This is a genomic window from Variovorax sp. SG517, assembly GCF_013376045.1.
Taxonomy (GTDB): domain Bacteria; phylum Pseudomonadota; class Gammaproteobacteria; order Burkholderiales; family Burkholderiaceae_C; genus Variovorax.
Window position 1 is genome coordinate 150849 of sequence record NZ_JABMJG010000011.1, and the last position, 24953, is coordinate 175801.

26 protein-coding genes are annotated in these 24953 nt (G+C 67.9%); 12 read left to right on the forward strand and 14 right to left on the reverse strand.

What is annotated here, in order from left to right; all coding sequences use genetic code 11:
* Positions 1-14 precede the first annotated feature (14 nt).
* Genes FHT32_RS29045 through FHT32_RS29085 form a run of 9 tightly spaced genes read right to left on the reverse strand, consistent with a single transcriptional unit; the run spans position 15 to position 7576 of the window.
* The gene (locus FHT32_RS29045) at positions 15-1160 is read right to left on the reverse strand and encodes an ABC transporter substrate-binding protein (RefSeq protein ID WP_176668022.1); all 1146 of its coding nucleotides are present in this window, start codon (positions 1158-1160) and stop codon (positions 15-17) included.
* A 46-nt stretch (positions 1161-1206) separates the two neighbouring features.
* Positions 1207-2292, reverse strand: a complete 1086-nt coding sequence (paaE, locus tag FHT32_RS29050) for a 1,2-phenylacetyl-CoA epoxidase subunit PaaE (RefSeq protein ID WP_176668023.1) — start codon at positions 2290-2292, stop codon at positions 1207-1209.
* 13 nt (positions 2293-2305) lie between these two features.
* The gene (gene paaD, locus FHT32_RS29055; RefSeq protein WP_176668024.1) at positions 2306-2830 is read right to left on the reverse strand and encodes a 1,2-phenylacetyl-CoA epoxidase subunit PaaD; all 525 of its coding nucleotides are present in this window, start codon (positions 2828-2830) and stop codon (positions 2306-2308) included.
* Positions 2830-3609, reverse strand: coding sequence for a 1,2-phenylacetyl-CoA epoxidase subunit PaaC (gene paaC / locus FHT32_RS29060; protein ID WP_176668025.1), 780 nt, complete (start codon positions 3607-3609; stop codon positions 2830-2832). The genes paaD and paaC overlap by 1 nt, the downstream gene beginning before the upstream one ends.
* Positions 3610-3630: 21 nt before the next feature.
* Positions 3631-3927 (reverse strand): 1,2-phenylacetyl-CoA epoxidase subunit PaaB, encoded by a 297-nt coding sequence (paaB, locus tag FHT32_RS29065; RefSeq protein ID WP_019654318.1) that lies wholly within the window; start codon positions 3925-3927, stop codon positions 3631-3633.
* On the reverse strand, positions 3924-4940 hold the full coding sequence (gene paaA, locus FHT32_RS29070; RefSeq protein ID WP_176668026.1) for a 1,2-phenylacetyl-CoA epoxidase subunit PaaA: 1017 nt from the start codon (positions 4938-4940) through the stop codon (positions 3924-3926). The genes paaB and paaA overlap by 4 nt, the downstream gene beginning before the upstream one ends.
* A gap of 38 nt (positions 4941-4978) precedes the next feature.
* Entirely contained in the window at positions 4979-6289 is a 1311-nt protein-coding gene (paaK, locus tag FHT32_RS29075; protein ID WP_176668027.1) for a phenylacetate--CoA ligase PaaK, read from the reverse strand.
* Between the two features lie 14 nt (positions 6290-6303).
* The gene (paaI, locus tag FHT32_RS29080) at positions 6304-6768 is read right to left on the reverse strand and encodes a hydroxyphenylacetyl-CoA thioesterase PaaI (protein ID WP_126182732.1); all 465 of its coding nucleotides are present in this window, start codon (positions 6766-6768) and stop codon (positions 6304-6306) included.
* Between the two features lie 4 nt (positions 6769-6772).
* A complete protein-coding gene (locus FHT32_RS29085; protein ID WP_176668028.1) occupies positions 6773-7576 on the reverse strand; it encodes an enoyl-CoA hydratase-related protein in 804 nt (267 codons plus the stop codon).
* A gap of 169 nt (positions 7577-7745) precedes the next feature.
* Between FHT32_RS29085 and FHT32_RS29090 the strand changes: the two genes are divergently transcribed.
* The gene (locus FHT32_RS29090) at positions 7746-8348 is read left to right on the forward strand and encodes a phenylacetic acid degradation protein PaaY (protein ID WP_176668029.1); all 603 of its coding nucleotides are present in this window, start codon (positions 7746-7748) and stop codon (positions 8346-8348) included.
* 76 nt (positions 8349-8424) lie between these two features.
* The gene (locus tag FHT32_RS29095; protein ID WP_176668030.1) at positions 8425-9063 is read left to right on the forward strand and encodes a TetR/AcrR family transcriptional regulator; all 639 of its coding nucleotides are present in this window, start codon (positions 8425-8427) and stop codon (positions 9061-9063) included.
* On the opposite strand, the gene FHT32_RS29100 is transcribed toward FHT32_RS29095, so the two are convergent.
* The 4 genes from FHT32_RS29100 to FHT32_RS29115 are packed head-to-tail and all read right to left on the reverse strand — an operon-like array spanning position 9047 to position 13123.
* Positions 9047-10084: a VWA domain-containing protein gene (locus tag FHT32_RS29100; protein WP_176668031.1), complete on the reverse strand. Its 1038-nt coding sequence runs from the start codon at positions 10082-10084 to the stop codon at positions 9047-9049. The two genes, FHT32_RS29095 and FHT32_RS29100, sit on opposite strands and share 17 nt — an antisense overlap.
* On the reverse strand, positions 10081-11070 hold the full coding sequence (locus FHT32_RS29105) for a DUF58 domain-containing protein (protein WP_176668032.1): 990 nt from the start codon (positions 11068-11070) through the stop codon (positions 10081-10083). The genes FHT32_RS29100 and FHT32_RS29105 overlap by 4 nt, the downstream gene beginning before the upstream one ends.
* Positions 11051-12070 (reverse strand): MoxR family ATPase, encoded by a 1020-nt coding sequence (locus FHT32_RS29110; RefSeq protein ID WP_176668033.1) that lies wholly within the window; start codon positions 12068-12070, stop codon positions 11051-11053. Before FHT32_RS29110 ends, FHT32_RS29105 begins: the two co-directional genes overlap by 20 nt.
* Before the next feature lie 36 nt (positions 12071-12106).
* Entirely contained in the window at positions 12107-13123 is a 1017-nt protein-coding gene (locus FHT32_RS29115; protein ID WP_176668034.1) for a S1C family serine protease, read from the reverse strand.
* Between the two features lie 97 nt (positions 13124-13220).
* Between FHT32_RS29115 and FHT32_RS29120 the strand changes: the two genes are divergently transcribed.
* The 7 genes from FHT32_RS29120 (at position 13221) to FHT32_RS29150 (ending at position 20086) form a co-directional block, all read left to right on the forward strand.
* A complete protein-coding gene (locus FHT32_RS29120) occupies positions 13221-14081 on the forward strand; it encodes a TatD family hydrolase (protein ID WP_176668035.1) in 861 nt (286 codons plus the stop codon).
* 132 nt (positions 14082-14213) lie between these two features.
* Entirely contained in the window at positions 14214-14636 is a 423-nt protein-coding gene (locus FHT32_RS29125) for a hypothetical protein (protein ID WP_176668036.1), read from the forward strand.
* 138 nt (positions 14637-14774) lie between these two features.
* Positions 14775-15320, forward strand: coding sequence for a DNA-deoxyinosine glycosylase (locus tag FHT32_RS29130; protein WP_176668037.1), 546 nt, complete (start codon positions 14775-14777; stop codon positions 15318-15320).
* 12 nt (positions 15321-15332) lie between these two features.
* The gene (locus FHT32_RS29135; RefSeq protein ID WP_176668038.1) at positions 15333-16109 is read left to right on the forward strand and encodes a spermidine synthase; all 777 of its coding nucleotides are present in this window, start codon (positions 15333-15335) and stop codon (positions 16107-16109) included.
* Positions 16110-16129: 20 nt separating this feature from the next.
* Positions 16130-17926, forward strand: coding sequence for a GspE/PulE family protein (locus tag FHT32_RS29140; RefSeq protein WP_176668039.1), 1797 nt, complete (start codon positions 16130-16132; stop codon positions 17924-17926).
* Between the two features lie 140 nt (positions 17927-18066).
* On the forward strand, positions 18067-18555 hold the full coding sequence (locus tag FHT32_RS29145; RefSeq protein ID WP_176668040.1) for a tripartite tricarboxylate transporter TctB family protein: 489 nt from the start codon (positions 18067-18069) through the stop codon (positions 18553-18555).
* 19 nt (positions 18556-18574) lie between these two features.
* The gene (locus FHT32_RS29150; protein WP_019654301.1) at positions 18575-20086 is read left to right on the forward strand and encodes a tripartite tricarboxylate transporter permease; all 1512 of its coding nucleotides are present in this window, start codon (positions 18575-18577) and stop codon (positions 20084-20086) included.
* Positions 20087-20154: 68 nt separating this feature from the next.
* On the opposite strand, the gene FHT32_RS29155 is transcribed toward FHT32_RS29150, so the two are convergent.
* Positions 20155-21078 carry a LysR family transcriptional regulator gene (locus FHT32_RS29155; protein WP_176668041.1) on the reverse strand — a complete coding sequence of 308 codons (924 nt, stop codon included), beginning with the start codon at positions 21076-21078 and terminating at the stop codon, positions 20155-20157.
* A gap of 110 nt (positions 21079-21188) precedes the next feature.
* Between FHT32_RS29155 and FHT32_RS29160 the strand changes: the two genes are divergently transcribed.
* From FHT32_RS29160 to FHT32_RS29170, 3 genes are all read left to right on the forward strand, one after another.
* A complete protein-coding gene (locus FHT32_RS29160) occupies positions 21189-22160 on the forward strand; it encodes a tripartite tricarboxylate transporter substrate binding protein (RefSeq protein ID WP_176668042.1) in 972 nt (323 codons plus the stop codon).
* A 127-nt stretch (positions 22161-22287) separates the two neighbouring features.
* On the forward strand, positions 22288-23901 hold the full coding sequence (locus FHT32_RS29165; RefSeq protein ID WP_218088461.1) for a gamma-glutamyltransferase family protein: 1614 nt from the start codon (positions 22288-22290) through the stop codon (positions 23899-23901).
* Positions 23902-23945: 44 nt separating this feature from the next.
* Positions 23946-24914 carry a DMT family transporter gene (locus FHT32_RS29170; RefSeq protein ID WP_256099210.1) on the forward strand — a complete coding sequence of 323 codons (969 nt, stop codon included), beginning with the start codon at positions 23946-23948 and terminating at the stop codon, positions 24912-24914.
* Positions 24915-24953 lie beyond the last annotated feature (39 nt).

The following is a 24953-nucleotide window of genomic DNA, read 5'->3' on the forward strand; positions in this document are numbered from 1 at the left end:
GCCTGGGGGCGAGCTTATGGTTGGTATTTCCAGGCGCCGTTCTCGATCTTCACCATCACGCGGGCACGCTGGTCGAGGCCCAGGTGGTCCTGTGCGGTCATGTTGAACACGCCGTGCGCGCCGGCCACTTCCTTGGTCTGCTCCAGCGCGTCGCGCAGCGCGGCGCGGAACTCCGGCGTGCCGGGCTGGGCCTTCTTCAGCGCGACGGGCACGGCCGAGCTCATCAGCAGGCCGGCGTCCCAGGCGTGACCGCCGAAGGTCGAGACAGAGCCCTTGCCGTAGGCGGCCTCATAGGCGGACACGTAGGCGAGCGCGGACTTCTTCACGGGGTTGCCGGCGGGCAGCTGGTCGGCCACGAGCACCGGGCCGGCGGGCAGGAAGGTGCCTTCCACGTCCTTGCCGCCCACGCGCAGGAAGTCGGCGTTGGCCACGCCGTGGGTCTGGTACATCTTGCCGGTGTAGCCGCGTTCCTTCAGCGTCTTCTGCGGCAGCGCGGCCGGCGTGCCGGAGCCGGCGACGAGCACCGCGTCGGGCTTGGCGGCCATGATCTTCAGGGCCTGGCCGGTCACCGAGGTGTCGGTGCGGGCGTAGCGCTCGTTGGCCACGATCTTGATCTTCTTCAGGTCGGCGGCCTTGGCGAACTCCTGCGACCAGCCTTCGCCGTACGCGTCGGAGAAGCCGATGAAGGCGACGGTCTTCACGCCGTTGGTGGCCATGTGCTCGGCGATGGCCAGCGACATCATGATGTCGTTCTGAGGCGTCTTGAACACCCACTTCTTCTTGGCGTCCATCGGCTCGATGATGCGCGCCGACGCGGCCACCGAGATCATCGGCGTCTGCGCCTCGCTGGCCACGTCGATCATGGCGAGCGAGGCCGGCGTGGTGGTCGAGCCCAGGATCACGTCGACCTTGTTCTCCGCGATGAGCTTGCGCGTGTTGTTGACGGCCGCGGTGGTGTCGGAGGCGTCGTCCAGCACGATGTAGTTGATCTTCTGCCCGCCGATCGTCTTGGGCATCAGCGAGATGGTGTTCTTCTCGGGGATGCCCAGCGATGCTGCCGGGCCGGTGGCCGAGATGGTCACGCCGACGTTGACGTCGGCCCAGGCCGCGAGGGCCGTGGCGCAGAGGGCGACGGTCAGCAGGGGCTTGAAGAATTTCATGGTTGGCTTGTCTCCGTTTGAAATGAAAGTTGAGGCCTGAAGTATCTCAGCGCTCGTCGAAGGAAAGGGTGACGCGTTCGGTCAGAGGATGCGCCTGGCAGGTCAATACGAAACCCGCGGCCACTTCATTCTTGTCGAGCGCGAAGTTTCTTTCCATGCGGACTTCCCCGTCCACGCACTTCGCGCGGCAGGTGCCGCACACGCCCGAGGTGCACGAGAACGGCACCTCGAGCCCTGCGGCCGATGCCGCATCGAGGATGCTGGGCTGCCCTTCGGTGAAGGTGATCTCGCGCTGCAGCCCGTCGCGCACGATGGTGATGCGCGACTGCTTGGCGTCGCCGGGCTGGGCCTCGTGAACCACGGCGCCCACCTGCGTGGCCGATGGCAGCGCAACGCCGAAGCGCTCGATGTGAATGCGGTCTTCCGGCACGCCAGCGGCCAGCAGCGCGGCCTCGGCCTCGTCGTTCATCTGGAAGGGGCCGCACACGTACACATGGTCGATGTCCCTGGCGGGCACCACGCTCGCGAGGAACTCGCCGATCTTCTCGCGGTTCATCACGCCGAAGCCCAGCGGCGAATCGGTGTGCTCGTCGGAGAAAACGTGCTGCAGCACGAGGCGCGTCATGTAGCGGTTCTTCAGGTCCTCGATTTCTTCCTTGAACATCGTGGACTGCAGCTGGCGGTTGCCGTAGATCAGTGTGAAGCGGCTGTGCGGCTCGCGCGCGAGCACCGTCTTCATGATCGACAGGATGGGCGTGATGCCGCTGCCGCCCGCGATGCCGACATGGTGGCGCGCCGAGTCCGGCTCGATCGGCACGAAGAAGCGGCCCTGCGGCGCCATCACCTGGAGGGTGTCGCCGGGCTTGAGGCTCGCGTTGATCCAGTTGGAGAACACGCCGCCGCGCACCTTGCGCACGCCCACGCGCAGTTCGCCGTCGTCGAGGCCGGCGCAGATCGAATAGGAGCGGCGCAGGTCCTGGCCGTCGATGTCGTGGCGCAGCGTGAGGTACTGGCCCTGCGTGAAGCCGAAGACCTGCTGCAGGTCGGCCGGCACCTCGAAGGAGACGATGACGGCCTCGGCCGTATCGGGCTCGATGGCCTTCACGCGCAGGGGGTGGAAGAGGGTACTCATCGCGGGGTGCGTCTCAGATGGGTTTGAAGTGTTCGAAGGGTTCGCGGCAGGCCATGCAGCGGTACAGCGCCTTGCAGGCGGTGGAGCCGAATGCGGAAAGCCGCTCCGTGCGCTCGCTCGCGCAGCGCGGGCAGGCGATGCGCTCGCCGGCGATGCGGCCGAAGAGCCTGATCGGCATCGCGGTGCCGGCGGCCTGCTCCGCGTTCAGGTGCGCGGGCGGCGCGATGCCGTAGGCCTTGAGCTTGGCGCGGCCCTCGTCGCTGATCCAGTCGCTGGTCCAGGCGGGCGCGCGGCGCAGGGTGGCGCGCGCGCGACCCAGGCCTGCCTGCTCGACGGCGGCCAGCACGTCGTGCTCGATGGCCTCGGTGGCGGGGCAGCCGGAGTAGGTCGGCGTGAGCACGATCTCCAGGCCGTCGTCGTGTTCGATCACGTCGCGCACGATGCCGAGGTCGCACACCGACACGGCCGGCACCTCGGGGTCGGGCACCGTGTGCAGCACGGCCCATGCCGCATCGACGCGCGAGGCCAGGGCGTTCATCACCACACGCCTCCGGGGTAGGAGCGCTGCAGGTGCTGCATCTCGGCCAGGATGTAGCCCATGTGCTCGCTGTGCACGCCGTGCTTGCCGGTGCTGCGGAAGGCGGATTCCTTCGGCATGGAGAGACCGGCCGCGTCCAGCACCTGCTGCATCTCGGCGAGCCAGGGATCGCGCAGTTCGCTCCACGCCGGGCCGAGGCCGCTGGCGCTGGCCGCGGCATCCACCTCGTCGCTGAAGAAGAGTTCGGGCATGTAGAGCCACAGCTGCTTCAGCGCCTTCTCGGTGCGGCGGTGCGACTCGTCGGTGCCGTCGCCCAGGCGCACCACCCAGTCGCCCGAGTGCTGCTGGTGGTAGCGCGCTTCCTTCAGCGCCTTGCCGGCGATGGCCGCCACCTCGGGGTCGTTCGATGCGGCCAGGCGCTGCCACAGCAGCTTCAGCAGCGTCGACACCATCGTATTGCGCACGACAGCGAAGGCGAAGTCGCCGCGCGGCAGTTCGGCGATGGTGAGGTTGAAGTAGTCGCGCTCGTCGCGCAGGTAGGCGAGCTGGTCTTCGTCGTGCTCGCGGCCGGTGCCTTCAAGCTTGCCGGCGTGCGTGAGCAGCGCGCGGGCCTGGCCGACGAGGTCGAGCGCGATGTTGGCCATCGCAATGTCTTCCTCCAGCACGGGCGCGTGGCCGCACCATTCGCCAAGCCGCTGCGCCAGCACCAGGCAGGTGTCGCCGATGCGCAGCAGGTATTGCACGGCGGGCGTGCGGTTCAGTTCGATGGATGCTTGCATGATGCTTCCGTCAATGGCCGCTCACATGTGGTCGACCGACTTGGGCAGGGCATAGAAGGTCGGGTGGCGGTACACCTTGTCTTCGGCCGGGTCGAAGTACATGTCCTTCTCGCCCGGGTCGCTGGCCACGATCTGGTCGGAGCGCACCACCCAGATGCTGCTGCCTTCCTGGCGGCGGGTGTAGACGTCGCGCGCCATCTGGATCGCCATCTTCGGGTCGGCGGCGTGCAGGCTGCCGCAGTGCTTGTGGTCCAGGCCCGCCTTGCTGCGCACGAACACCTCCCACAGAGGCCATTCCTGTTTCGCTTCGGTGCTCATGCTGCTTCCTTGATCGGTTGATGTTGCTTGCTGGCGTGGGCGAGCGCGGCTTCGCGCACCCATGCGCCGTCTTCCCAGGCGTCGACGCGGGCCTGCAGGCGTTCGCGGTTGCAGGGGCCGTCGCCGCCGATCACGCGCCAGAACTCGCTCCAGTCGATGGCGCCGAAGTCGTGCGCCTGGCGCTCCTCGTTCCACTTGAGGTCGGGGTCGGGAAGGGTCACGCCGAGGATGCGCGCCTGCTCCACGGTGGCGTCGACGAACTTCTGGCGCAGCTCGTCGTTGCTGAAGCGCTTGATGCCCCAGCGCATCGACTGCGCGCTGTTGGGCGACTGGTCGTCTGGCGGGCCGAACATCATGATCGAGGGCCACCACCAGCGGTTGACCGCGTCCTGCACCATCGCCTTCTGCGCCTCGGTGCCGTGGGTCATCATGGTCAGCAGCGACTCGTAGCCCTGGCGCTGGTGGAAGCTCTCCTCGCGGCAGATGCGGATCATGGCGCGCGCATACGGTGCGTAGGAGCAGCGGCAGATCGGCACCTGGTTCATGATGGCCGCGCCGTCCACCAGCCAGCCGATGGTGCCCATGTCGGCCCAGGTCAGCGTGGGGTAGTTGAAGATCGAGCTGTACTTGGCCTTGCCGCTGTGCAGCGCCTCGAACATCTGGTCGCGCGAGGTGCCCAGCGTCTCGGCCGCGGCATACAGGTAGAGGCCGTGGCCGCCTTCGTCCTGCACCTTGGCCAGCAGGATGGCCTTGCGCTTGAGCGTGGGCGCGCGGCTGATCCAGTTGCCCTCGGGCAGCATGCCGACGATCTCCGAATGCGCGTGCTGGCTGATCTGCCGCACCAGCGTCTTGCGGTAGTGCTCGGGCATCCAGTCCTTCGCCTCGATGAATTCGCCGGCGTCGATCTGCGCGTCGAAGCCTTCCTCGAGGCGCATCTCCTCTGCGGAGCGCACGGCCTTCTGCTTGCCGTCGCCCGCGTCCTTGCCCATGGTGTCCATTGCCTGGGTGTACATGTGCGTGTCCTTTCGGTCGGTGTTGGTAGTGGCTGGTCTCAGCGCGGGCGCGTGTCGATCACGCGGCGCGCCTTGCCGGTCTGGGTGCGTTCCATCTCGTCGGGGCCGTGCACCACCACGCGGGTGGAGATACCGATGAGCGTCTTCACGCGGTGCTGCAGCCAGTCGCCGATGGCGGCGCGGTCGGCCGAGGCGGCGTCGGCGGGCTTGAGCTCGCAGTGGATCTCGACCTGGTCGAGCTTGTCGGCGCGGCTCACGTGCACCTGGTAGAGGCCCGAGAGCGCCTGGTGCGCGAGCACGATCTCCTCCACCTGCGTGGGGAAGACGTTGACGCCGCGGATGATCATCATGTCGTCGCTGCGCCCGACGATCTTGCCCATGCGGCGGAACGAGCGCGAGGTGGGCGGCAAGAGGCGCGTGAGGTCGCGCGTGCGGTAGCGCACGATGGGCATGGCCTCCTTGCTCAGCGAGGTGAAGACGAGCTCGCCTTCCTCGCCGTCGGCCTTCAGCTCGCCGGTCTCGGGGTCGATGATCTCGGGGTAGAAGTGGTCTTCCCAGATGACAGGGCCGTCCTTGCTCTCGACGCATTCGCTGGCCACGCCGGGGCCCATCACTTCGCTGAGGCCGTAGATGTCGACCGCGTCGATGCCGGCCCTGGCCTCGATGTCGCGGCGCATCGCCTCGGTCCACGGCTCGGCGCCGAAGATGCCGACCTTGAGCGAGCTCTCCTTCGCGTCGAGCCCCTGGCGCTCGAACTGCTCGATGATCACCTGCATGTAGCTGGGCGTGACCATGATGATGTTCGGCTTGAAGTCCTGGATGAGCTGCACCTGCTTCTCGGTCTGGCCGCCCGACATCGGGATGACGGTGCAGCCTGCGCGCTCGGCGCCGTAGTGCGCGCCCAGGCCGCCGGTGAAGAGGCCGTAGCCGTAAGACACGTGCACCATGTCGCCGGGCCGTCCGCCCGCGGCGCGGATGGAGCGGGCGACGAGGTCGGCCCAGGTGTCGATGTCCTGCAGCGTGTAGCCCACCACGGTGGGCTTGCCGGTGGTGCCCGACGATGCGTGGATGCGCGCGACCTTCTCCCGCGGCACGGCGAACATGCCGAACGGGTAGTTGTCGCGCAGGTCGCTCTTCACCGTGAACGGGAACTTCGACAGGTCGGCCAGCGACTTCAGGTCGTCCGGGTGCACGCCCTTGGCGTCGAAGGCGCGGCGGTAGTGCGGCACGTTCTCGTAGGCGCGCTGCAGCGTGGTGCGCAGGCGGGCGATCTGAAGCGCAGCGATCTCGTCGCGGCTGGCGGTTTCGATGGGCTCGAGCTCGCCGGGGGCGGGGCGTTTGACTGTCATGGTGTGTTGTCTCCTCAGGCGGCTGCAGCGGCGGGCGGAACGGCCGGGCGGCCCTTGGCGGTGTAGGAGCGGCCGCGGAAGATCGCGATGCGCTCGCCGCGCTGGTTGGTGATTTCGGTGTCGTACACGCCGGTGCGCCCGGCCTTCGACACCTCGTGGCAGCGCGCGGTGAGCACGTCGCCCTCGCGCGCGGGGGCGATGAAGTCGATGGCGAAGCCCGAAGCCACGGTCAGCTCGTCGTACGAATTGCAGGCGAAGGCGAAGGTGGAATCGGCCAGCGTGGCCATGAAGCCGCCGTGGCAGATGGCGTGGCCGTTGAGCATGTCGGGGCGCACGCGCATTTCGATGGTGGCCTGGCCAGGGCCGACCTCCACGATGCGCATGCCCAGGCCCTTGCTGGCGTTGTCGTTGGCGAACATGCCGTCTCGGACGTACTCGGCCGTCTGCTGGGGCGTGCGTTGCTGGTTGTTGTCGGTCATGGCTTCAGCGGTCCTTGAAGACGGGCGCGCGCTTGGCGCGGAAGGCCTCGACGCCTTCGCGGTAGTCGTTGGCGTTGCCCATCTCGCGCTGGATGCGGGCTTCCTCGGCCAGGGCCGCGCCCAGGTCCATGTGCTGCGCGGCGGCCATGGCCTCGCGGGTGGCGACGAGGGCGCGCGTGGGCATGCCGGCGAGCTTCGATGCGAGGGCGGCCGCCGTTTCGGCGAGCGCTGCGTCGTCCACGCACTGCCAGATCAGGCCGATGCGCGCGGCTTCCTCGGCGGGCAGCTTGTCGCCGAGCATCGCGATGCCCAGCGCGCGCGCCGAACCCACGAGGCGCGGCAGCAGCCAGGTGCCGCCGGTGTCGGGCACGAGGCCGATCTTGGTGAAGGCCTGGATGAAGCTGGCGGAACGCGCGGCCACCACGAGGTCGCAGCACAGCGCGAGGTTCGCGCCCGCGCCGGCGGCCACGCCGTTGACGGCGGCGACAACCGGCACCGGCATCGAGCGCAGTCGGGCGACCAGAGGGGCGTACCAGGTAGAGATGACATGGCCCAGGTCCTTGGGCGCGGCGCCGGGCGTCGGGTCGGGCGCGACGGACGGGTCGGCCAGGTCCTGCCCCGCGCAGAAGGCGCGGCCGGCACCTGTGAGCACCACGCAGCGCACGCTTTCGTCGGCTGCCGCGGCTTCCAGCTGCACCATCAGCGCTTCATGCAGTTGCGTCGTGAAGCTGTTGAGCGCAGCCGGCCGGTTGAGGCTCAGCGTGCGGACGGCGCCGGCGTTGCTGGTGAGTACCAAAGGCTCAGTCATCGCTTGTCTCTTTCATCCTTTGTAGGTACGAGTCGGCGTGCAAACACTATTGACCGACCGTTCGGTTGATTTTAGGATCGACCTCGATGGCGGCACAAGGCGGCTCGATCAGGGCAAACCCTGAGAGCGCGCCGAAAGCCAGCCAAGGCAAGACAAGGAGACAGAGCGAATGCCCAGCTATTCCATCGACGGCGTGATCCCGGTCGTCGACCCGAGCGCCTACGTGCATCCCACGGCCGTGCTGATCGGCGACGTGATCGTCGGCCCGAACTGCTACGTGGGCCCCTGCGCCAGCCTGCGCGGCGACTTCGGCCGCATCGTGCTGGAGGAGGGCTCCAACGTGCAGGACCACTGCTGCATCCACGGCTTCCCGGACAACGACACGGTGGTGGAGGTCAACGGCCACATCGGCCACGGCGCGATCCTGCACAGCTGCATCGTGCGGCGCGACGCGCTGGTGGGCATGAACGCGGTGGTGATGGACGAGGCCGAGATCGGCGAGAAGGCCATCGTCGCGGCCTGCGCCTTCGTGCCCGCCGGCATGAAGGTGCCGGCGCGGTCGCTGGTGGCGGGCATCCCCGCCAAGGTGAAGCGCGAGCTGAGCGATGACGAGATCGCCTGGAAGCTCGAAGGCACCCAGACCTACCAGGCGCTCACGGTGCGCAGCCTTGCGAGCCTGCGTGAGGTGGAGCCGCTTTCCAGCGTCGAGAAGAACCGCCCGAGCCTGCCGGCCACCGAGGTGCGGTCGCTGATTGCCACCAAGCGGGGCTGACGACCGCCTTCGCGCTTCGTGCAAGATCGCCCGTTTCCTTCAACCGAACGACAGAACAACCGAGGAACAGCAACCGATGCCGCGTGGAAGATCCGCCACCTATGAGGACCAGCGTGAATTCATCCTCGCGCAGGCCGCCCAGCTGTTCGCGCGCAGCGGCTATCCCGCCACTTCGATGAACCAGGTGGCCGAGGCCTGCGGCCTCTCGAAGGCCACGCTCTACCACTACTACAAGGACAAGAGCAGCCTGCTCATCAGCATCGCGGAGACGCACGTGTCGAAGCTCGCCGCGCTGGTGGCCGAGGAAGAGGCCTCGACGCACACCGACGAGGAGCGCCTGCGCCGCTTCATCTACCGCATCGTCGAGGAGTACGCCGGCGCGCAGGACGCGCACCGCGTGCTGACCGACGACGTGCGCTTTCTGGAAGAGGCCGACCGCGAGCGCGTGCTCGACAAGGAGCGCGAGGTGGTCGCGGGCTTCGCACGTGCCGTGTCGGCGCTGCGCCCCGGCGCGCCCAGCGACGACCTCGCCAAGCCGCTGACCATGCTGCTGTTCGGCATGATCAACTGGATGTTCACCTGGATGAAGCCGGACGGCCGGCTCGACCACGCGGCCATCGCGCCGATCGTGGCCGACCTGTTCCTGGGCGGCATCGGGGCGGTGAAGTCGCCCGAGGCGCCGGCCGCCCCGCGAGGCGTCAAAGAATCCGGTTGAACCAGAGCAGCGAGAGCCCGGCCGACAGCAGCGTCAGCACCGCCGCGCACATCGCGAACAGCGCGGAGATTTCCGTTTCCTTCTTCTCCACCGTGAGCTTGGAGCTCAGCGTCTCGTAGACCTTCTTCAGGTCGTTGGCGGTGCCGGCGTAGAAATACTCGGCGTTGGTCTTGTTGGCGATGGCCTTGAGCGTGTCCTCGTCGAGGCGCACGCGCATCGACCAGCCCTCGAAGCCGATGGTCTCGCCGTCGACCGTGCCCACGCCCACAGTGTAGATGCGCACTCCGCGGTCCGCTGCCGCCTTGGCCGCGTCCAGCGGATCGACGCCGGTGGTGCGCTGGCCGTCGGTCAGCATGATGACCGCGGCCGATGTGAACGAGCCCGGCGCCACCGGCGTGAATTCCTTGAGCTTCTTCTCGTTCTGGTCGATGGCGGCGCCGCGCTGGCGGCTGGGCGAGCTGAACTGCTCGACGTCGATGCCTGCGTCGGGGAAGAGCGTGGCCAGCGACACCACGATGGCGTTGCCCGTCGCGGTGGCGCGCTGCAGCTGGAAGCTGTCGATGGCGGTCACCAGGTCTTCATGGTTGGTGGTGGGCAGCTGCGCCACCTGCGCGCTGCCCGCGAAGGCGACGATGCCCACCTTCACGGTGCGCGGCAGGTCCTTGATGAAGCTCTTGGCCGCCTCCTGCGCCGCCACGAGGCGGTTGGGCTGCACGTCGGCCGCGCGCATGCTGCCCGACACGTCCATCGCCAGGATGATGGTCTGCTGGTTCGACGGCAACACCACCACCGCCATCGGCCGCGCCGCGGCCACCAGCATCGCGGCCATGGCCAGCAGGAACAGCAGGGGCGGCAGGTGCCGCCGCACGCTCTGCCCGGCGCCCATGGCCTCGCGCACGATCGACAGGCTGGCGTAGCGCACCGCGAGCTTCTTCTTGCGGCGCAGCAGCCACAGGTAGAGCAGGATCAGCAGCGGCAGTGCCGCCAGCAGCCAGAGGAATTGGGGCCAGAGAAAAGTCATGCTGCCACCGCCTTCAGGCCAGCCGGACCGATGCGCGCGCGGCGCTTGCGCAGATCGGCGAAACGGACGATGGCTTCCACCAGGTCGTCATTGGTCGAGAGTTCGAGTGCATCGACGCCGGCCCGCGCCAGCGTCTCGCGCAATGTGGTTTCGCGCTCGGCCGCCAGCCGGGCGAAGCGCTTGCGAAAGCCCGCGTCGTGGGTGTCGACCCAGAGCTGCTCGCCGGTCTCGGCATCGCGCAGCGGCACCAGGCCGAGGTCGGGCAACTCCAGCTCGAGCGGGTCGAAGAGGCGCACCGCGACCACCTCGTGGCGCTGCACCAGGTGGCCCAGCGGGCGTTCCCAGCCGGGCTCGCTCAGGAAGTCGGACACCACGAACACCGTGGAGCGCCGGGGCATCAGCGTGGCGGCGGACTTGAGCAGGTCGGCCAGGCGCGTCATGCCTTTCTGCGTGGGCGCGGCCTCGGCCTTGCCGGCGCGTTTTTCCATCGCATGCAGCAGGTGCAGCACATGGCGCCGGCCGCTGCGCGGGGGAATCACCGCTTCGAGGTCGCTGCCGTAGACCAGCGCGCCGACCCGGTTGCCGTGCCGCGTGAGCAGCCGCGCCAGCACGCCGACGAAGCCCGCCGAGATCTCGCGCTTGGCCTTCAGGCCAGAGCCGAAGTCGACCGAGCGGCTCAGGTCGAGCACGAACCACGCGGCCATCTCGCGGTCTTCGGTGAACACGCGCACGTGCGGCGTCTGCAGCCGTGCGGTGACGTTCCAGTCGATGTGACGCACGTCGTCGTGGTGCTGGTACTCGCGCAGGTCGGCCAGGTCGAGCCCGGTGCCGCGCATCAGCGTGCGGTAGTCGCCTTGCAGCAGGCCGTCGAGGCGGCGGATCACGGTCCACTCGAGCCGGCGCAGCGCGCGTTCCGCCCCGCCGGCTTCCATGGCGAGCCGGTCGTCGTTCGCGGCCGCGGGGGCCTTACGCCACCAGCTTTTCATGTTCGAGCGGTTTCGGAGGAGCGGGGACTGCGCGCATGATCTTCTCGATCAGGCTGTCCGGCGTCAGGCCTTCGGACAAGCCTTCGTAGGAAAGCGTCACTCGATGGCGCAGCACGTCGGGCACCAGCGCCGTCATGTCCTCGGGCAGCGCGTAGCTGCGGCCGCGCAGCAAGGCGAGTGCGCGCGCGCCTTCGGTCAGGCTGATGCTGGCGCGCGGGCTGGCGCCGAAGGTGATGAAGCGGCGCAGGTCCTTCAGGCCGTGCTTCTCGGGCGTGCGCGTGGCCGACACCAGCTTCACCGCGTACTGGATGAGCGAGGGGTCGACGTACACGCGCCGGGCTTCGGCCTGCAGCGCCGCGAGCTGCTCGGTGGTGGCGACCGGCGTGGCGTTGACCGCCGGGCCGATCACGCGCTGGACGATGACGAACTCTTCCTCGTCGCTCGGGTAGTCGACCAGCACCTTCATCATGAAGCGGTCGACCTGCGCCTCGGGCAGCGGGTAGGTGCCCTCGGTCTCGATGGGGTTCTGCGTGGCCATCACGAGGAAGGGGCGCGGCACCTTGTGCGTCTCGCCGGCAATCGTCACCTGGCGCTCCTGCATCACCTCGAGCAGCGCGCTCTGGACTTTGGCCGGCGCACGGTTGATTTCGTCGGCCAGCAGCAGGTTGGCGAACACCGGGCCCAGCGAGGTGCTGAAGTCGCCGGTCTTCTGGTTGTAGATGCGCGTGCCCACCAGGTCGGCCGGCACCAGGTCGGGCGTGAACTGGATGCGCTTGAACTGGCCGCGCACGGTGTCGGCCAGCGTCTTCACCGTGAGCGTCTTCGCCAGCCCCGGCACGCCTTCGACCAGCAGGTGCCCGCCCGCGAGCATGGCGACCATCACACGCTCCAGGAATCGGTCCTGGCCCACGACCACGCGCTTCACCTCGTAGAGGATCTGCTCCATCAGTTCGGCCGTGCCGGCTGGCGTGGGGTTGGCGGTGGTCTCTGCTGTGCTCATGCGAAGGGCTTTCGAGAGGAAGGGAAGAGAAGACGATCAGAAGGGCGGCGAACCCGCGGCCGAGGCCGCGTTCTCTATGGGCACCGCGAAGCCGATGCCGATGAAGGTGCGCTGCTGCGTCGGGTTGAGGATGGCGGTGACGATGCCGAGCACCTCGCCGTCCATATTGATCAGCGGTCCGCCCGAATTGCCGGGGTTGGCTGCCGCGTCGAACTGGATCAGGTTGCCCAGCTCCTGCTTGCCCTCGGGCGAGCGGAACGAGCGCTTCAGGCCCGACACCACGCCGGCCGAAACCGAAGGCCCGATGCCGAACGGAAAGCCCACCGCCGCCACCTGGTCGCCGGGGCGCAGGTCGGCCGTGGAGCGCATGGTGGCGGGAATCAGGTCGTCGGGAATCTTCTGCGCCTGCAGCACCGCGAGGTCGTTCTCGGGCTGCACGCCGGTGATGGTGGCCGGGGCTTCCAGGCCGTCGTAGAAGGTGACCTTGATCTTGTCGGCGCCCGCGACCACGTGCAGGTTGGTGAGGATCACGCCCTTGTCGACGATCACCACGCCCGTGCCCACGCCGCGTTCGACTTCGCCCGGACCGGCTCCGTCGTTGGGCGCCTCGGGCGGCTTGCCCTTGGCCATGTTGCGGCCGCGCTTCTGGATCTTGGCCTCGGGCGTGTTCTTCTCCTCGCCGTAGCTCACCACCCGCACCACAGAAGGCCGGATGATGTCGGCCGCCTTGGCCGCAGGCGAGGGCAGGGTGTTGGTCTGCAGCGTGCGCAGCACGGCCGCGTCGATGTCTTTCTGCGTGAGGGCCTTGGCGCCGGGGCGGGGCATCCACAGCGCGGCGCCGGTGACCATTGCGGCCGAGAGCAATATGAGCAGTGCGAAGCTGCGGCGGCCGGGCTGCCAGCCGGCTTTCCTCACGTTCACGGGAGCCGCGGGCGGCGCCGAGTCCGCTGCGGTGGCTTCGGGCGATGCCGCAGCATCCGCCCGCTCGGCCGCCTCGTCTGCGGCCGAGGGCAGCACGCGGGGCGAGCGGCTGTAGAAAGCGGGCCTGCGCATCGGAGTACCTCCGGCTAAAAGATCGGAAATCGCGTGTACAGGAGTTCACAGTAGCACGCTTTCCGCGCCTGCGCATCCCATCGGGCATCATCGAGCGATGGCTACCTTCATCGATACCCACTGTCATCTGGACGCGCCCGAATTCGGTGCGGAGATGCCGGTCCTGCGCGCCCGCGCCGCCGAACGGGGGGTGGCGATGTGCGTGATTCCGGCCGTGGCCGTCTTCAATTTCGCCACCGTGCGCGAGCTGGCCCATGTGCAGGGCGATGCCTACGCCCTGGGGATCCATCCACTGTGCACCGGCGAGGCGAAGGACGAGGACCTGGAAGCCCTCGACGCCGAACTGGCCGCGCGGCGCGACGACCCGCGGCTGGTGGCGGTGGGCGAGATCGGCCTCGACTACTTCGTCGAGGGGCTGGACGGCGAAAAGCAGGAGCGGTTCTTTCACACTCAGTTGCAACTGGCACGCAAGCACGGGTTACCCGTGCTCATCCACGTGCGGCGCTCGGTGGACAAGGTGCTCAAGCACCTGCGGCAGACGGCGGGCGGCAAGCCGTGGCTGGGCATCGCCCACGCCTTCAACGGCAGCGAGCAGCAGGCCGGGGCGTGCATCGAGCTCGGGCTCAAGCTTGGCTTCGGCGGCGCGGTGACCTTTGAGCGCGCGCTGCAGCTGCGGCGCCTGGCCTCCACGCTGCCGATGGAATCTATCGTCATGGAAACCGACGCGCCCGACATTCAGCCGCACTGGATCTACCGCACGCAGGCCCAGCGCGATGCCGGCGAGCCGCAGGGCCGCAACGAGCCGGCGCAGTTGCCGCGCATCGCGCAAGTGGTGGCGGATCTGCGGGGCATCGGCATCGACGTGCTGGCCGAAGCGACCACTCGCAATGCTGTATCGGCGCTTCCGAAGCTCCAAAGTCTGCTGTCCGCGTCGGATGACCGGCCGCACTCCGCGTAGGCCTATTTCCCGAGTTGCGCCCAGGCGCGTCATCAGGCCTTTTTTGCTGTCATCCTTGAAGTTCGGAGTGGCGTTGGTTGTGCAGTGGCACATCCGTCACTCCCATACTTCACTCAAAAAAGGAGTCTTTCGATGACCAAATCCTTCGTACGCACCGTTCCTGTCGTGGTCGCCCTGGCGCTTGCATCCATCGGCCTGTCGGCCGTCGCGCAGACCGCAGCCACCACCACCGAGCCCTCCACCACCGAGAAGGTGAAGGAAGCCGGCAAGGACGCAGTGAACGCCACCGAGCGCGGCGCGGAAAAGGCCTGGGACACCACCAAGAGCACGACCAAGAAGGCCGTGAACGCCACCGAGCGCGGCACCAAGAAGGCCTGGAACGCGACCAAGCGCACTACCAAGAAGGCGACCAACGCCACCAAGAACGCAGCCGCGAAGACCGGCGACGCCGTCGAGAACGCGGGCCACAAGACCGCCGACGGCATGCGCAGCACCGGCAAGGCCATCGGCGAGAAGATTCCCGGCACGGCCGAGAACGAAGCCGCCAAGAAGTAAGCAGCAAAGCTAACAAGCCGTTCGGCCGACCCGGCAACGCCGGGCCGGCTGTTCGACTCCTCACCGGAAGAACCCGCCTCGGCGGGTTTTTTCATGGGCGGCCCGCAGGCGGGCGCGACGGTGGCACGATTGCCGTCCATGAAGAAGGAATCCGCCGCATCCGCCGCATCTGCCGTCAAGGCGAACCCGCTGCTCACGGGGCTCGCGCCCGTCGTTTCGCCGGGCACCGTCGTGCTGATCCTCGGCAGCTTCCCCGGAGTCAGGTCGCTAGAACTGCAGCAGTACTATGCACACCCCCAAAACCAGTTCTGGAAGATCCTGCAAGCCGTGTGGCCCGACATTCCCCTTCCCTCGGGCGTAGACAGCTACGCGCGGCGCTGCCGGTGGCTGCTCGACCGCGGCCTGGGCGTGTGGGACGTGTATGCGTCCTGCGAGCGCGAGGGCAGCCTCGATTCCGCCATCCGCGCGCCGGTGGCGAACGACATCGCTGGGCTGCACCTGCCGAAGCTCGCGGCCATCGCGCACAACGGTGGCGAGAGCTTCAAGCATGCGCGCCACACCCGCACCCTCGGCGTGCCGGTCTACCAGCTGCCTTCCACCAGCCCCGCCAACGCGTCGTGGAGCTTCGAGCGCAAGCTCGCGGCCTGGCGCGAGGTTCTGGCCGCCCACAAACTAGTCGCCTGACCCGCAGCATCGATGGCATCGAGCAAAACTCCCATTTCCCTACCCGAAGTCAATTTTTCCGACTGGGGCGACATCCGTTATCTGCACCTCGGCACCGAATGGGTCCAGGGCTCGATGAAGCTCGACGCGCCCTTCGAGATCGAACTCGAGTACGTGCAGCGCATGATGGCCTGGCTGCTCTTCGCCGACTCGAAGACGGTGGCCAGCCGCCACGCCATGCAGCTCGGCCTGGGCGCGGCCACGCTCACCAAGTTCAGCCGCAAGATCCTGCGCATGCGCACCACCGCTGTCGAGCTCAACCCGCAGGTGGTGTCGGCCTGCCGCGGCTGGTTCAAGCTGCCGCCGGACGACCCGAAGCTGCGCGTGGTGATCGCCGATGCCGCGGCCGAGATCCGCAAGCCCGAATGGCATGGCACGGTCGACGCGCTGCAGGTCGACCTGTACGACCACGAGGCCGCCGCGCCCGTGCTCGACAGCGAAGACTTCTACGCCGACTGCCGCGCGCTGCTCACCGATGACGGTTGCATGACCGTCAACCTTTTCGGCCGCTCGTCGAGCTACGAGCGCAGCCTCGAGAAGATTTCGGCCGCCTTCGGCGCCGACGCGGTGTGGGCCTTCAAGCCGACGCGCGAAGGCAACACGGTGGTGCTCGCGCAGCGCACCCCGAGCCGCCCGAAGCGCGAGGCGCTTGCCGAGCGCGCCCAAACGATCCAGACTCGCTGGGGCTTGCCCGCACCCAAATGGCTCCGGGTCTTCAAGCCGCTGAATCCGACACTCACCCGAACCTGAACCCGAACGACACACGGCTCATGAGCGCTGTACCCGCTGCTTCCGCCCCCGCCCCGCTGGCCGCGCGCCACGAAGGCCCGCTCGACCTGCGCCGCCTGATCGAATGGCTTGCCGCCGACGGCGTGATTTCCCCGCACGAGGCCAAGCGCACCATCGCCCGCTGCGCGCAGGCCGAGAGCCGACAGGCGCCGCTGGTGCGTCTGGCCAATGTCGCCATGACCCGCGAGAGCGACAACAAGCCGCTCGACCTCGAAATGCTCACGCAGTGGCTCGCGGGCCGCGCGGGCCTTTCCTATTTGCGCATCGACCCGCTCAAGGTCGACGTGGGCAAGGTGGCCGACACCATGAGCGCGGCCTACGCCGAGCGCCACAAGGTGCTGCCGGTGCAGGTGCTGCCCAACGAGGTGGTGGTGGCCACGGCCGAGCCCTTCCTCACCGACTGGATCGCCGAGGTCGAGCGCCAGGCCCGCCGCTCGGTGCGGCGCGTGGTGGCCAACCCGGCCGACATCCAGCGCTACACGGCCGAGTTCTTCGCGCTCGCGAAGTCGGTGCGCGCCGCGCAGAAGGCCGGCGGCAGCACCAGCACCACGAGCTTCGAGCAGCTGGTGGAGCTCGGCAAGAGCAACAAGCAGCTCGACGCCAACGACCAGAGCGTGGTGCAGGTGGTCGACTGGCTGTGGCAGTACGCCTTCGACCAGCGCGCGAGCGACATCCACCTGGAGCCGCGCCGCGAGCAGGGCGTGATCCGCTTCCGCATCGACGGCATCCTGCATCCGGCCTACCAGATGCCCATGGGCGTGATGAACGCGATGGTCGCGCGCATCAAGCTGCTGGGCCGCATGGACGTGGTCGAGAAGCGCCGTCCGCTGGACGGCCGCATCAAGACCCGCAACATGCGCGGCGAAGAAGTCGAAATGCGCCTGTCGACGCTGCCCACCGCCTTCGGCGAGAAGATGGTGATGCGCATCTTCGACCCCGACACCGCGGTGAAGGACCTCGACGCGCTGGGCTTCGCGCAGCACGACGCGCAGCGCTGGGAGCAGCTGGTCACGCGGCCCAACGGCATCATCCTGGTGACCGGGCCCACGGGCTCGGGCAAGACCACCACGCTGTACTCCACGCTCAAGCGCGTGGCGACCGAGGAGGTCAACGTGAGCACGGTGGAGGACCCGATCGAAATGATCGAGACCTCCTTCAACCAGACGCAGGTGCAGCCGCAGCTCGATTTCGGCTTCACCGAGGGCCTGCGCGCGCTGATGCGGCAGGACCCGGACATCATCATGGTCGGCGAAATCCGCGACCTCGCCACCGCCGAAATGGCGGTGCAGGCCGCGCTCACCGGCCACCTGGTGTTCAGCACGCTGCACACCAACGATGCGCCCAGCGCCATCACCCGGCTCATGGAGCTGGGCGTGCCCTCGTACCTCATCAATGCCGTGATGCTGGGCGTGCTCGCGCAGCGCCTCGTGCGCACGCTGTGCCCCAACTGCAAGCAGCCCGACGACACCGTCAACCGCGAGAAGCTCGAAGCCATCGTCAAGCCCTGGCAGATCACCGGCTCGGTGCGCGCCTACAAGCCGGTGGGCTGCGTCGATTGCCGCATGACCGGCTACATGGGCCGCATGGGGCTCTACGAGCTGCTGAGCGTCAGCGAGCCGTTCAAGAGCCAGGTCACGAAGGAGCCCAACCTCGCCGGGCTGCGCCGCCAGGCCGTGATCGACGGCATGCGGCCGCTGCGGCTGGCCGGCGCGCTGCGCGTGGCCGAGGGCGTGACCACCATCGAAGAGGTGCTGAGCGCCACCCCTCCGCTGGAGTGACCCGCGCCGCGCTTCAGCCACCCCGGGAGCGGCGAATGCTCCCGGGTTATCCCTAAGACTTTGGTTAGTGGAATCCACATCGGGCTGACCGGAAGCTGACTCGACAATCCCGCATCGAAATTTGTTCGAGGAGACTGTTCGTGAAGATCAAGAGTCAGAAAGACTTTTTCTCGGGTCTGATGTTCACGGTGGTGGGCGTGGCGTTCGCATGGGGCGCCACCACCTACACCGTGGGCACCGGGGCCCGGATGGGACCGGGTTACTTCCCGTTGATGCTCGGCATCCTGATGGCCCTCATCGGCCTCGGGATCATGTTCACCGGGCTCAGCGTCGAGACCACCGACGGCGAGAAGATCGGCAAGTGGGCCTGGAAGCAGGTGGTGTACATCCTCGGCGCCAACCTGGCGTTCGGCGTGCTGCTCGGCGGCCTGCCGAGCCTCGGCATTCCGGCCATGGGCATGATCATCGCCATCTACGCGCTGGTGATCATCGCCAGCCTCGCGGGCCACGAGTTCAAGCTGCCCAGCGTGCTGGTCCTGGCCACCGTGCTGGCCGTCGGCAGCTACGTCGCGTTCATCTGGGCGCTCAAGCTCCAGATCCAGGTCTGGCCGACCTTCATCACCGGTTGAGACGAAAGCCGATTCCACCATGGACCTGATCCACAACCTTTCCGTCGGTTTTGGCGTCGCCTTTACCTTCACCAACCTGCTGTACTGCCTGATCGGCTGTATCCTGGGCACGCTGATCGGCGTGCTGCCCGGCATCGGCCCGGTCGCGACCATCGCGATGCTGCTGCCGGCCACGTACGCGCTCCCGCCGGTGTCGGCGCTGATCATGCTGGCCGGTATCTATTACGGCGCCCAGTACGGCGGCTCCACCACTGCGATTCTGGTCAACCTGCCCGGTGAGTCTTCATCGGTGGTGACAGTGATCGACGGCTACCAGATGGCGCGCAAGGGCCGTGCGGGCCCGGCGCTCGCCGCCGCCGGCCTGGGCTCGTTCTTCGCGGGCTGCGTCGGTACGCTGATCCTGGCCGCCTTCGCGCCGCCGCTGACCGAGCTGGCCTTCAAGTTCGGCCCGGCCGAATACTTCTCGCTGATGATTCTGGGCCTGATCGGCGCCGTGGTGCTGGCCTCGGGCTCGCTGCTCAAGGCCATCGCGATGATCGTGCTGGGCCTGCTGATGGGCCTGGTCGGCACCGACGTGAACTCGGGCGTCGCCCGCTACAGCTTCGACATCCCGGAGCTGACCGACGGCATCGGCTTCGTGGCCATCGCCATGGGCGTGTTCGGCTACGGCGAAATCATCGCCAACCTCTCGCGTCCCGACGACGAGCGCGAAGTGTTCACCGCCAAGGTTTCGGGCCTGTTCCCGACCAAGGAAGACTTCAAGCGCATGACGCCCGCCGTGCTTCGCGGCACGGCGCTGGGTTCCGCACTGGGCATCCTGCCCGGCGGCGGCGCGCTGCTGGCTGCCTTCGCTGCCTACACGATCGAGAAGAAGACCAAGCTGAAGCCGGGCGAAGTGCCCTTCGGCAAGGGCAACATCCGCGGCGTGGCGGCTCCCGAATCGGCCAACAACGCCGGTGCGCAGACCTCCTTTATCCCGTTGCTGACGCTGGGCATTCCGCCCAACGCCGTGATGGCGCTGATGGTGGGCGCGATGACCATCCACAACATCCAGCCGGGTCCGCAGGTCATGACCAGCAACCCCGAGCTGTTCTGGGGCCTGATCGCCTCGATGTGGCTGGGCAACGCGATGCTGATCATCCTGAACCTGCCGCTGATCGGCATGTGGATCAAGCTGCTGTCGGTGCCCTACAAGTACCTGTTCCCTGCCATCGTGCTGTTCTGCGCGATCGGGGTGTACTCGACCAACAACAACACCTTCGACATCTGGATGGTGGGCATCTTCGGTCTGGTGGGCTACACCTTCTTCAAGCTGGGTTGCGAGCCTGCGCCGCTGCTGCTGGGCTTCATCCTGGGCCCGATGATGGAAGAGAACCTGCGCCGCTCGCTGCTGCTGTCGCGCGGCGACTGGAGCGTGTTCGTCACGCGCCCGATCTCGGCGAGCCTGCTGGCCGCGGCGGCCCTGCTGCTGATCATCGTGCTGCTGCCGGCCGTGAAGTCGAAGCGCGAAGAGGCCTTCGTCGAGGACTGATCCCGGCTTTGCACTCTCTGCACAACGGCGCCTTCGGGCGCCGTTTTTGTTTGCAGGCTTCTTTTTCTTCAGGGCTTCTGTGCGCGCGGCTTCATGTGTTGCCGCGCCATTGCCAGGAAAGCCATCGCTGCCGGGCTCAGCGGATGCTTGGCCAGCCGGATGGCGACCACCGGGTACTCGAGCACGGGCCGCGTCACGCCTACGGCGCGCAGGTTGCCGGGCATCAGCACTTCGACGTAGCGGGGTGCCAGCGCGACCCCCGCGCCGGCCTGGATGAGGCCGAAGGCTGTGGAGAGCATCGAGACGTGGTGCACGACCTGCGGGTACACGTTGGCCACGCTCGCGAGCTGGCGGCTCACGGCGCGCCACACGTTGGCATCGGGGTTGACGTGGATGAAGGGCAGGCCTTCGAGCCGCCTGGCCTCGACCGTCTCGTGCTGTGCGAGCGGATGGTCGTCGCGCACGAAGAGGGCCATGCGCTCGGTGAAGAGGGGCTCGGTCGCCAGCTCGGAGTGCTTCTGGCCGATGTCGGAGCCGAAGCCCAGGTCGGCCTCCTGCGAGAGCACGCGCGAGATCATCTGCTCGGCGGTGCTGTCGAGCAGCGTGGCCGCCAGTGTCGGATGTGTTTGCGAGAAGCGGCCCAGCAGCGGCGGCAGCAGGGCGCCCGCCGTCAGGTGGCCCACCGCCAGCACGATGCGGCCCTCGCGCAGCTGCGACTGCGAGCGGCAGGCGCCGACAGAATCGTCGATCAGCCGCAGCGCCCGCACGGCGGTGTCGACCATCATCTGGCCCGCGTTGGTCATGCGGATGCGGCGCCCGCGCACCACCAGCGGCTGGGCCAGTTCTTCCTCGAGCCGCTTGATCAGGTGGCTGATGGCGGGCTGGGTGAGCTGCAAGGCCTCGGCCGCCAGCGTGAAGCTGCCGGTTTCGGCCACTGCCGCCAGCGCCCGCAGCTGCTGCAGCGAGATTTCCTCGGCGGGGGCTCGTGTCATAAACGGCGTTGATAGTTGAATAAGCTGGATTATCTGGCTTGATCCACCGCCGCTGCATAGCATGCTCGGTCCCCCTCTCTATCTCTCTGGCACAGAATTCTTTCCCGCACATGAAACGCCTCCAGTTCCTCCAGGTGCTCGCCGTCGCGCTCGGCATGGCCGCCTCGTCCGCCAGCCTGGCGCAGGGCTATCCGAACAAGCCGATCCGGCTGATCGTTCCGTTCCCGGCCGCGGGCGCCACCGACCTCTTCGCCCGCACGCTGGGGCAGAAGATGGGCGACAAGCTGGGCACGACGCTGGTGGTCGACAACAAGCCCGGCGCCGGCGGCGCCATCGGCTCCGACCAGGCCGCCAAGGCCGCGCCGGACGGCTACACCATCCTGCTGGCCACCACCAGCACGCACTCCATCGGCCCCGCAATCAGCAAGCTGCCCTACGACACGGTGCGCGACTTCACGCCCATCGCGCACGTGGGCGACGCCGCCAGCATCATGCTGGTCCCGGTCAATTCGCCCGCGAAGACGGTGCGCGAGTGGATCGACTACGCGAAGAAGAACCCCGGCAAGCTCAACTACGCATCGAGCGGCAACGGCACCATCGTCCAGCTCACGGCGGAGCTCTTCAAGGCGCAGGCCGGCGTGTTCGTCACGCACATTCCCTACAAGGGCACGGCCCTGGCCATTCCCGACCTGATCAGCGGCAAGGTCGACGTGCTGTTCGACTCGCTGCCCACCGGCATGCCGCACGTGCGCGACGGCCGCCTGCGCGCGCTGGGCGTCACCTCGCTCAAGCGCAGCCCGCTCGCGCCCGAACTGCCGCCCATCGCCGACACGCTGCCGGGCTACGAGTCGAACACCTGGTTCGGCTTCTACGGCCCGAAGAACCTGCCGGCGGACATCGTCGCGAAGATCAACAAGGCCGCCAACGACGCGCTGGCCGACCCCGAGGTGAAGGAAAAGCTGGCGCGACTGGGCATCGAGCCCGCCGTGCCGGGCACGCCGGACCAGTTCGCGAAGATGGTGGCCGTCGACGCCGCCAAATGGAAAAAGATCGTCGTAGACCGCAAGATCACCAACGAGTAATGGCTCTCCCCCAGGCTGCGCGAACTTCGTTCGCTTCGCCAACTCCCTTCCGGGGGCAACACCTGCGGCCCGGCAAGGCCGGTTCCGCGGTGTTCCCGATTGTTCAAGTCATCTCTGAAGGCACGTTATGAAGTTTGACTACGCCAACCCCTACCTCTCCACGCGCATCCCGATCTTCGCGCGCAACGTAGTGTCGACCTCGCACCCGCTGGCCTCGCAGGCCGGGCTGCGCATCCTGCAGCAGGGCGGCAACGCGGTCGACGCGGCCATCGCCACCGCGGCGGTGATGACGCTGGTGGAGCCGGTGAGCAACGGCCTGGGCAGCGATGCCTTCTGCATCCTGTGGGACGGAGAGAAGCTGCACGGCCTCAACGCTTCGGGCCCCGCGCCCAAGGCCTGGACGCCCGAATACTTCAAGGCCAAGTACGGCGCCGACGCGGCCAATCCGCCGATGCGCGGCATCGACTCGGTCACCGTGCCGGGCGCGGTGCGCGGCTGGGTGGCGCTGAGCGAGCGCTTCGGCAAGCTGCCCTTTGCCGACCTGCTGGCGCCGGCCATCGACATCGCCGAGCGCGGCTACCTCGTGCCGCCGGTGGTGCAGGGCAAGTGGGCCGCGGCCACGCCGATCCTGCAGTCGCAGCCGGGCTTCGCCCAGACCTTCCTGCCCTGGGGCCGCGCACCCGAGGTGGGCGACATGTTCCGCTTCACGGCCGCGGCGCGCGCGCTCAAGGCCATCGCCCGCACCAAGGGCGAGGCCTACTACAACGGCGAGATCGCCGAGGCGCTGGCGAAGTTCTCCGCCGAGCAGGGCGGCGCGCTCACCGTGGCCGACCTCGCGGCCTACCAGCCCGAGTGGGTCGAGCCCATCTCGCGCGACTACCGCGGCCACACGCTGCACGAGATCCCGCCGAACGGCCAGGGCATCGCGGCGCTGATCGCGCTGGGCATCCTGGAGAAGTTCGACATCGCCTCGCTGCCGGTCGACTCGGTCCAATCGCAGCATCTGCAGATCGAGGCCATGAAGCTGGCCTTCGCCGACGTGTACCGCTACGTCTCCGAGCGCAAGACCATGGAAGTGACCACCGAGCAGATGCTCGACGACGCCTACCTGGCCTCGCGCGCACGCCTCATCGACGTGAAGAAGGCGCAGGACTTCAAGGCCGGCAACCCGGTGAAGGGCGGCACCATCTACCTCACGGCCGCCGACGAGAGCGGCATGATGGTCAGCTTCATCCAGAGCAACTACATGGGCTTCGGCTCGGGCTGCGTGGAGCCGGAGTTCGGCATCAGCCTGCAGAACCGCGGCCACGGCTTCAGCCTGAAGGCCGAGAGCCCCAACGTGGTGGCGCCGGGCAAGCGCCCGTTCCACACCATCATTCCGGCCTTCCTCACCAAGGACGGCCAGCCGGTGATGAGCTTCGGCGTGATGGGCGGCAACATGCAGCCGCAGGGCCACATGCAGACGCTGGTGCGCATGCTCGACTACAAGCAGAACCCGCAGGCCGCCTGCGACGCGCCGCGCTGGCGCTTCAACGCGGGGCTGGAGATCAACGTCGAGGCCGCGATGAACCCGGCCACGGTGCAGGGCCTGCGCGAGCTGGGTCACCACCTGGAAGTGATCAACGACTCGTACCAGGACTTCGGCGCGGGCCAGTTCATCTGGCGCGCGGGCGAGCCCTCGGTCGAAGGCTACGTGGCCGCCAGCGACCCGCGCCGCGACGGCGCGGCTGCGGGGTACTGAGCGCGGGCGAGGCAAGGGTTCGGGCTTGCCGCGATGATCGGGGGATGAACAAGACAGCCGCGTCGACCGGCGAATCCCCCCAGCCAGCCCTCCAACCCCTGCGCGACAGCGCGAAGAAGGGCGTCGCCACCGGCCTGGTGCTGGCCACCTTGGGCGCCATCGCGTTCAGCGGCAAGGCGATCATCGTCAAGCTCGCGTACCGCTACGGCGTGGACGCGGTCACGCTCATCATGCTGCGCATGCTGTTCGCGCTGCCGCTCTTCGCGCTGATGGCGTGGTGGGCGGGGCGCGGCAAGCCGGCGCTCACCGGGCGCGACTGGATCGGCGTGGTCGGCCTGGGCTTCTCGGGCTACTACCTCGCGAGCTTCCTCGACTTCGCGGGGCTGGCCTACATCTCGGCCAGCTTCGAGCGGCTCATTCTTTATCTCAACCCCACGCTGGTGCTGTTCTTCGGCTGGTTGATGTACCGGCGCAACCCGACGCGCCCGCAGGTGCTGGGCATGGTCGTGAGCTACGCCGGCGTGCTGCTGGTGTTCGGCCATGAGCTCTGGACCGGTGGCGGCGGCAAGGGCGGCGGCGCGGCGGCCTGGGGCGCCTTCCTGGTGTTCCTGAGCGCGGTGAGCTATGCGGGCTACCTCGTCTACAGCGGCGAGTTCGTCAAGCGGCTGGGTTCGCTCAGGCTCGTGGGCCTGGCCACCACCGTGGCCTGCGTGCTGTGCATATTGCAGTTCGCGCTGACGCGGCCGATGAGCGTGGCGATGGAGGTGGCGCCGGAGGTGATCTGGCTGTCGGTGCTCAACGCCACGCTGTGCACGGCGGTGCCGGTGCTGATGGTGATGATGGCCATCGAACGCATCGGCCCCGCGATGGCGGCGCAGACCGGCATGATCGGGCCGCTGTCGACCATCCTCATGGGGGTGGTCATACTCGGCGAGCCGTTCACGCCGTGGATCGCGGCGGGCACCGTGCTCGTGATCGCGGGCATTTTCGTTTTCACGCGCAAGGGGCGCTGAAGCCCCGGGCGCTTCTGCTTCTGTTTCACTGGAGAAAGA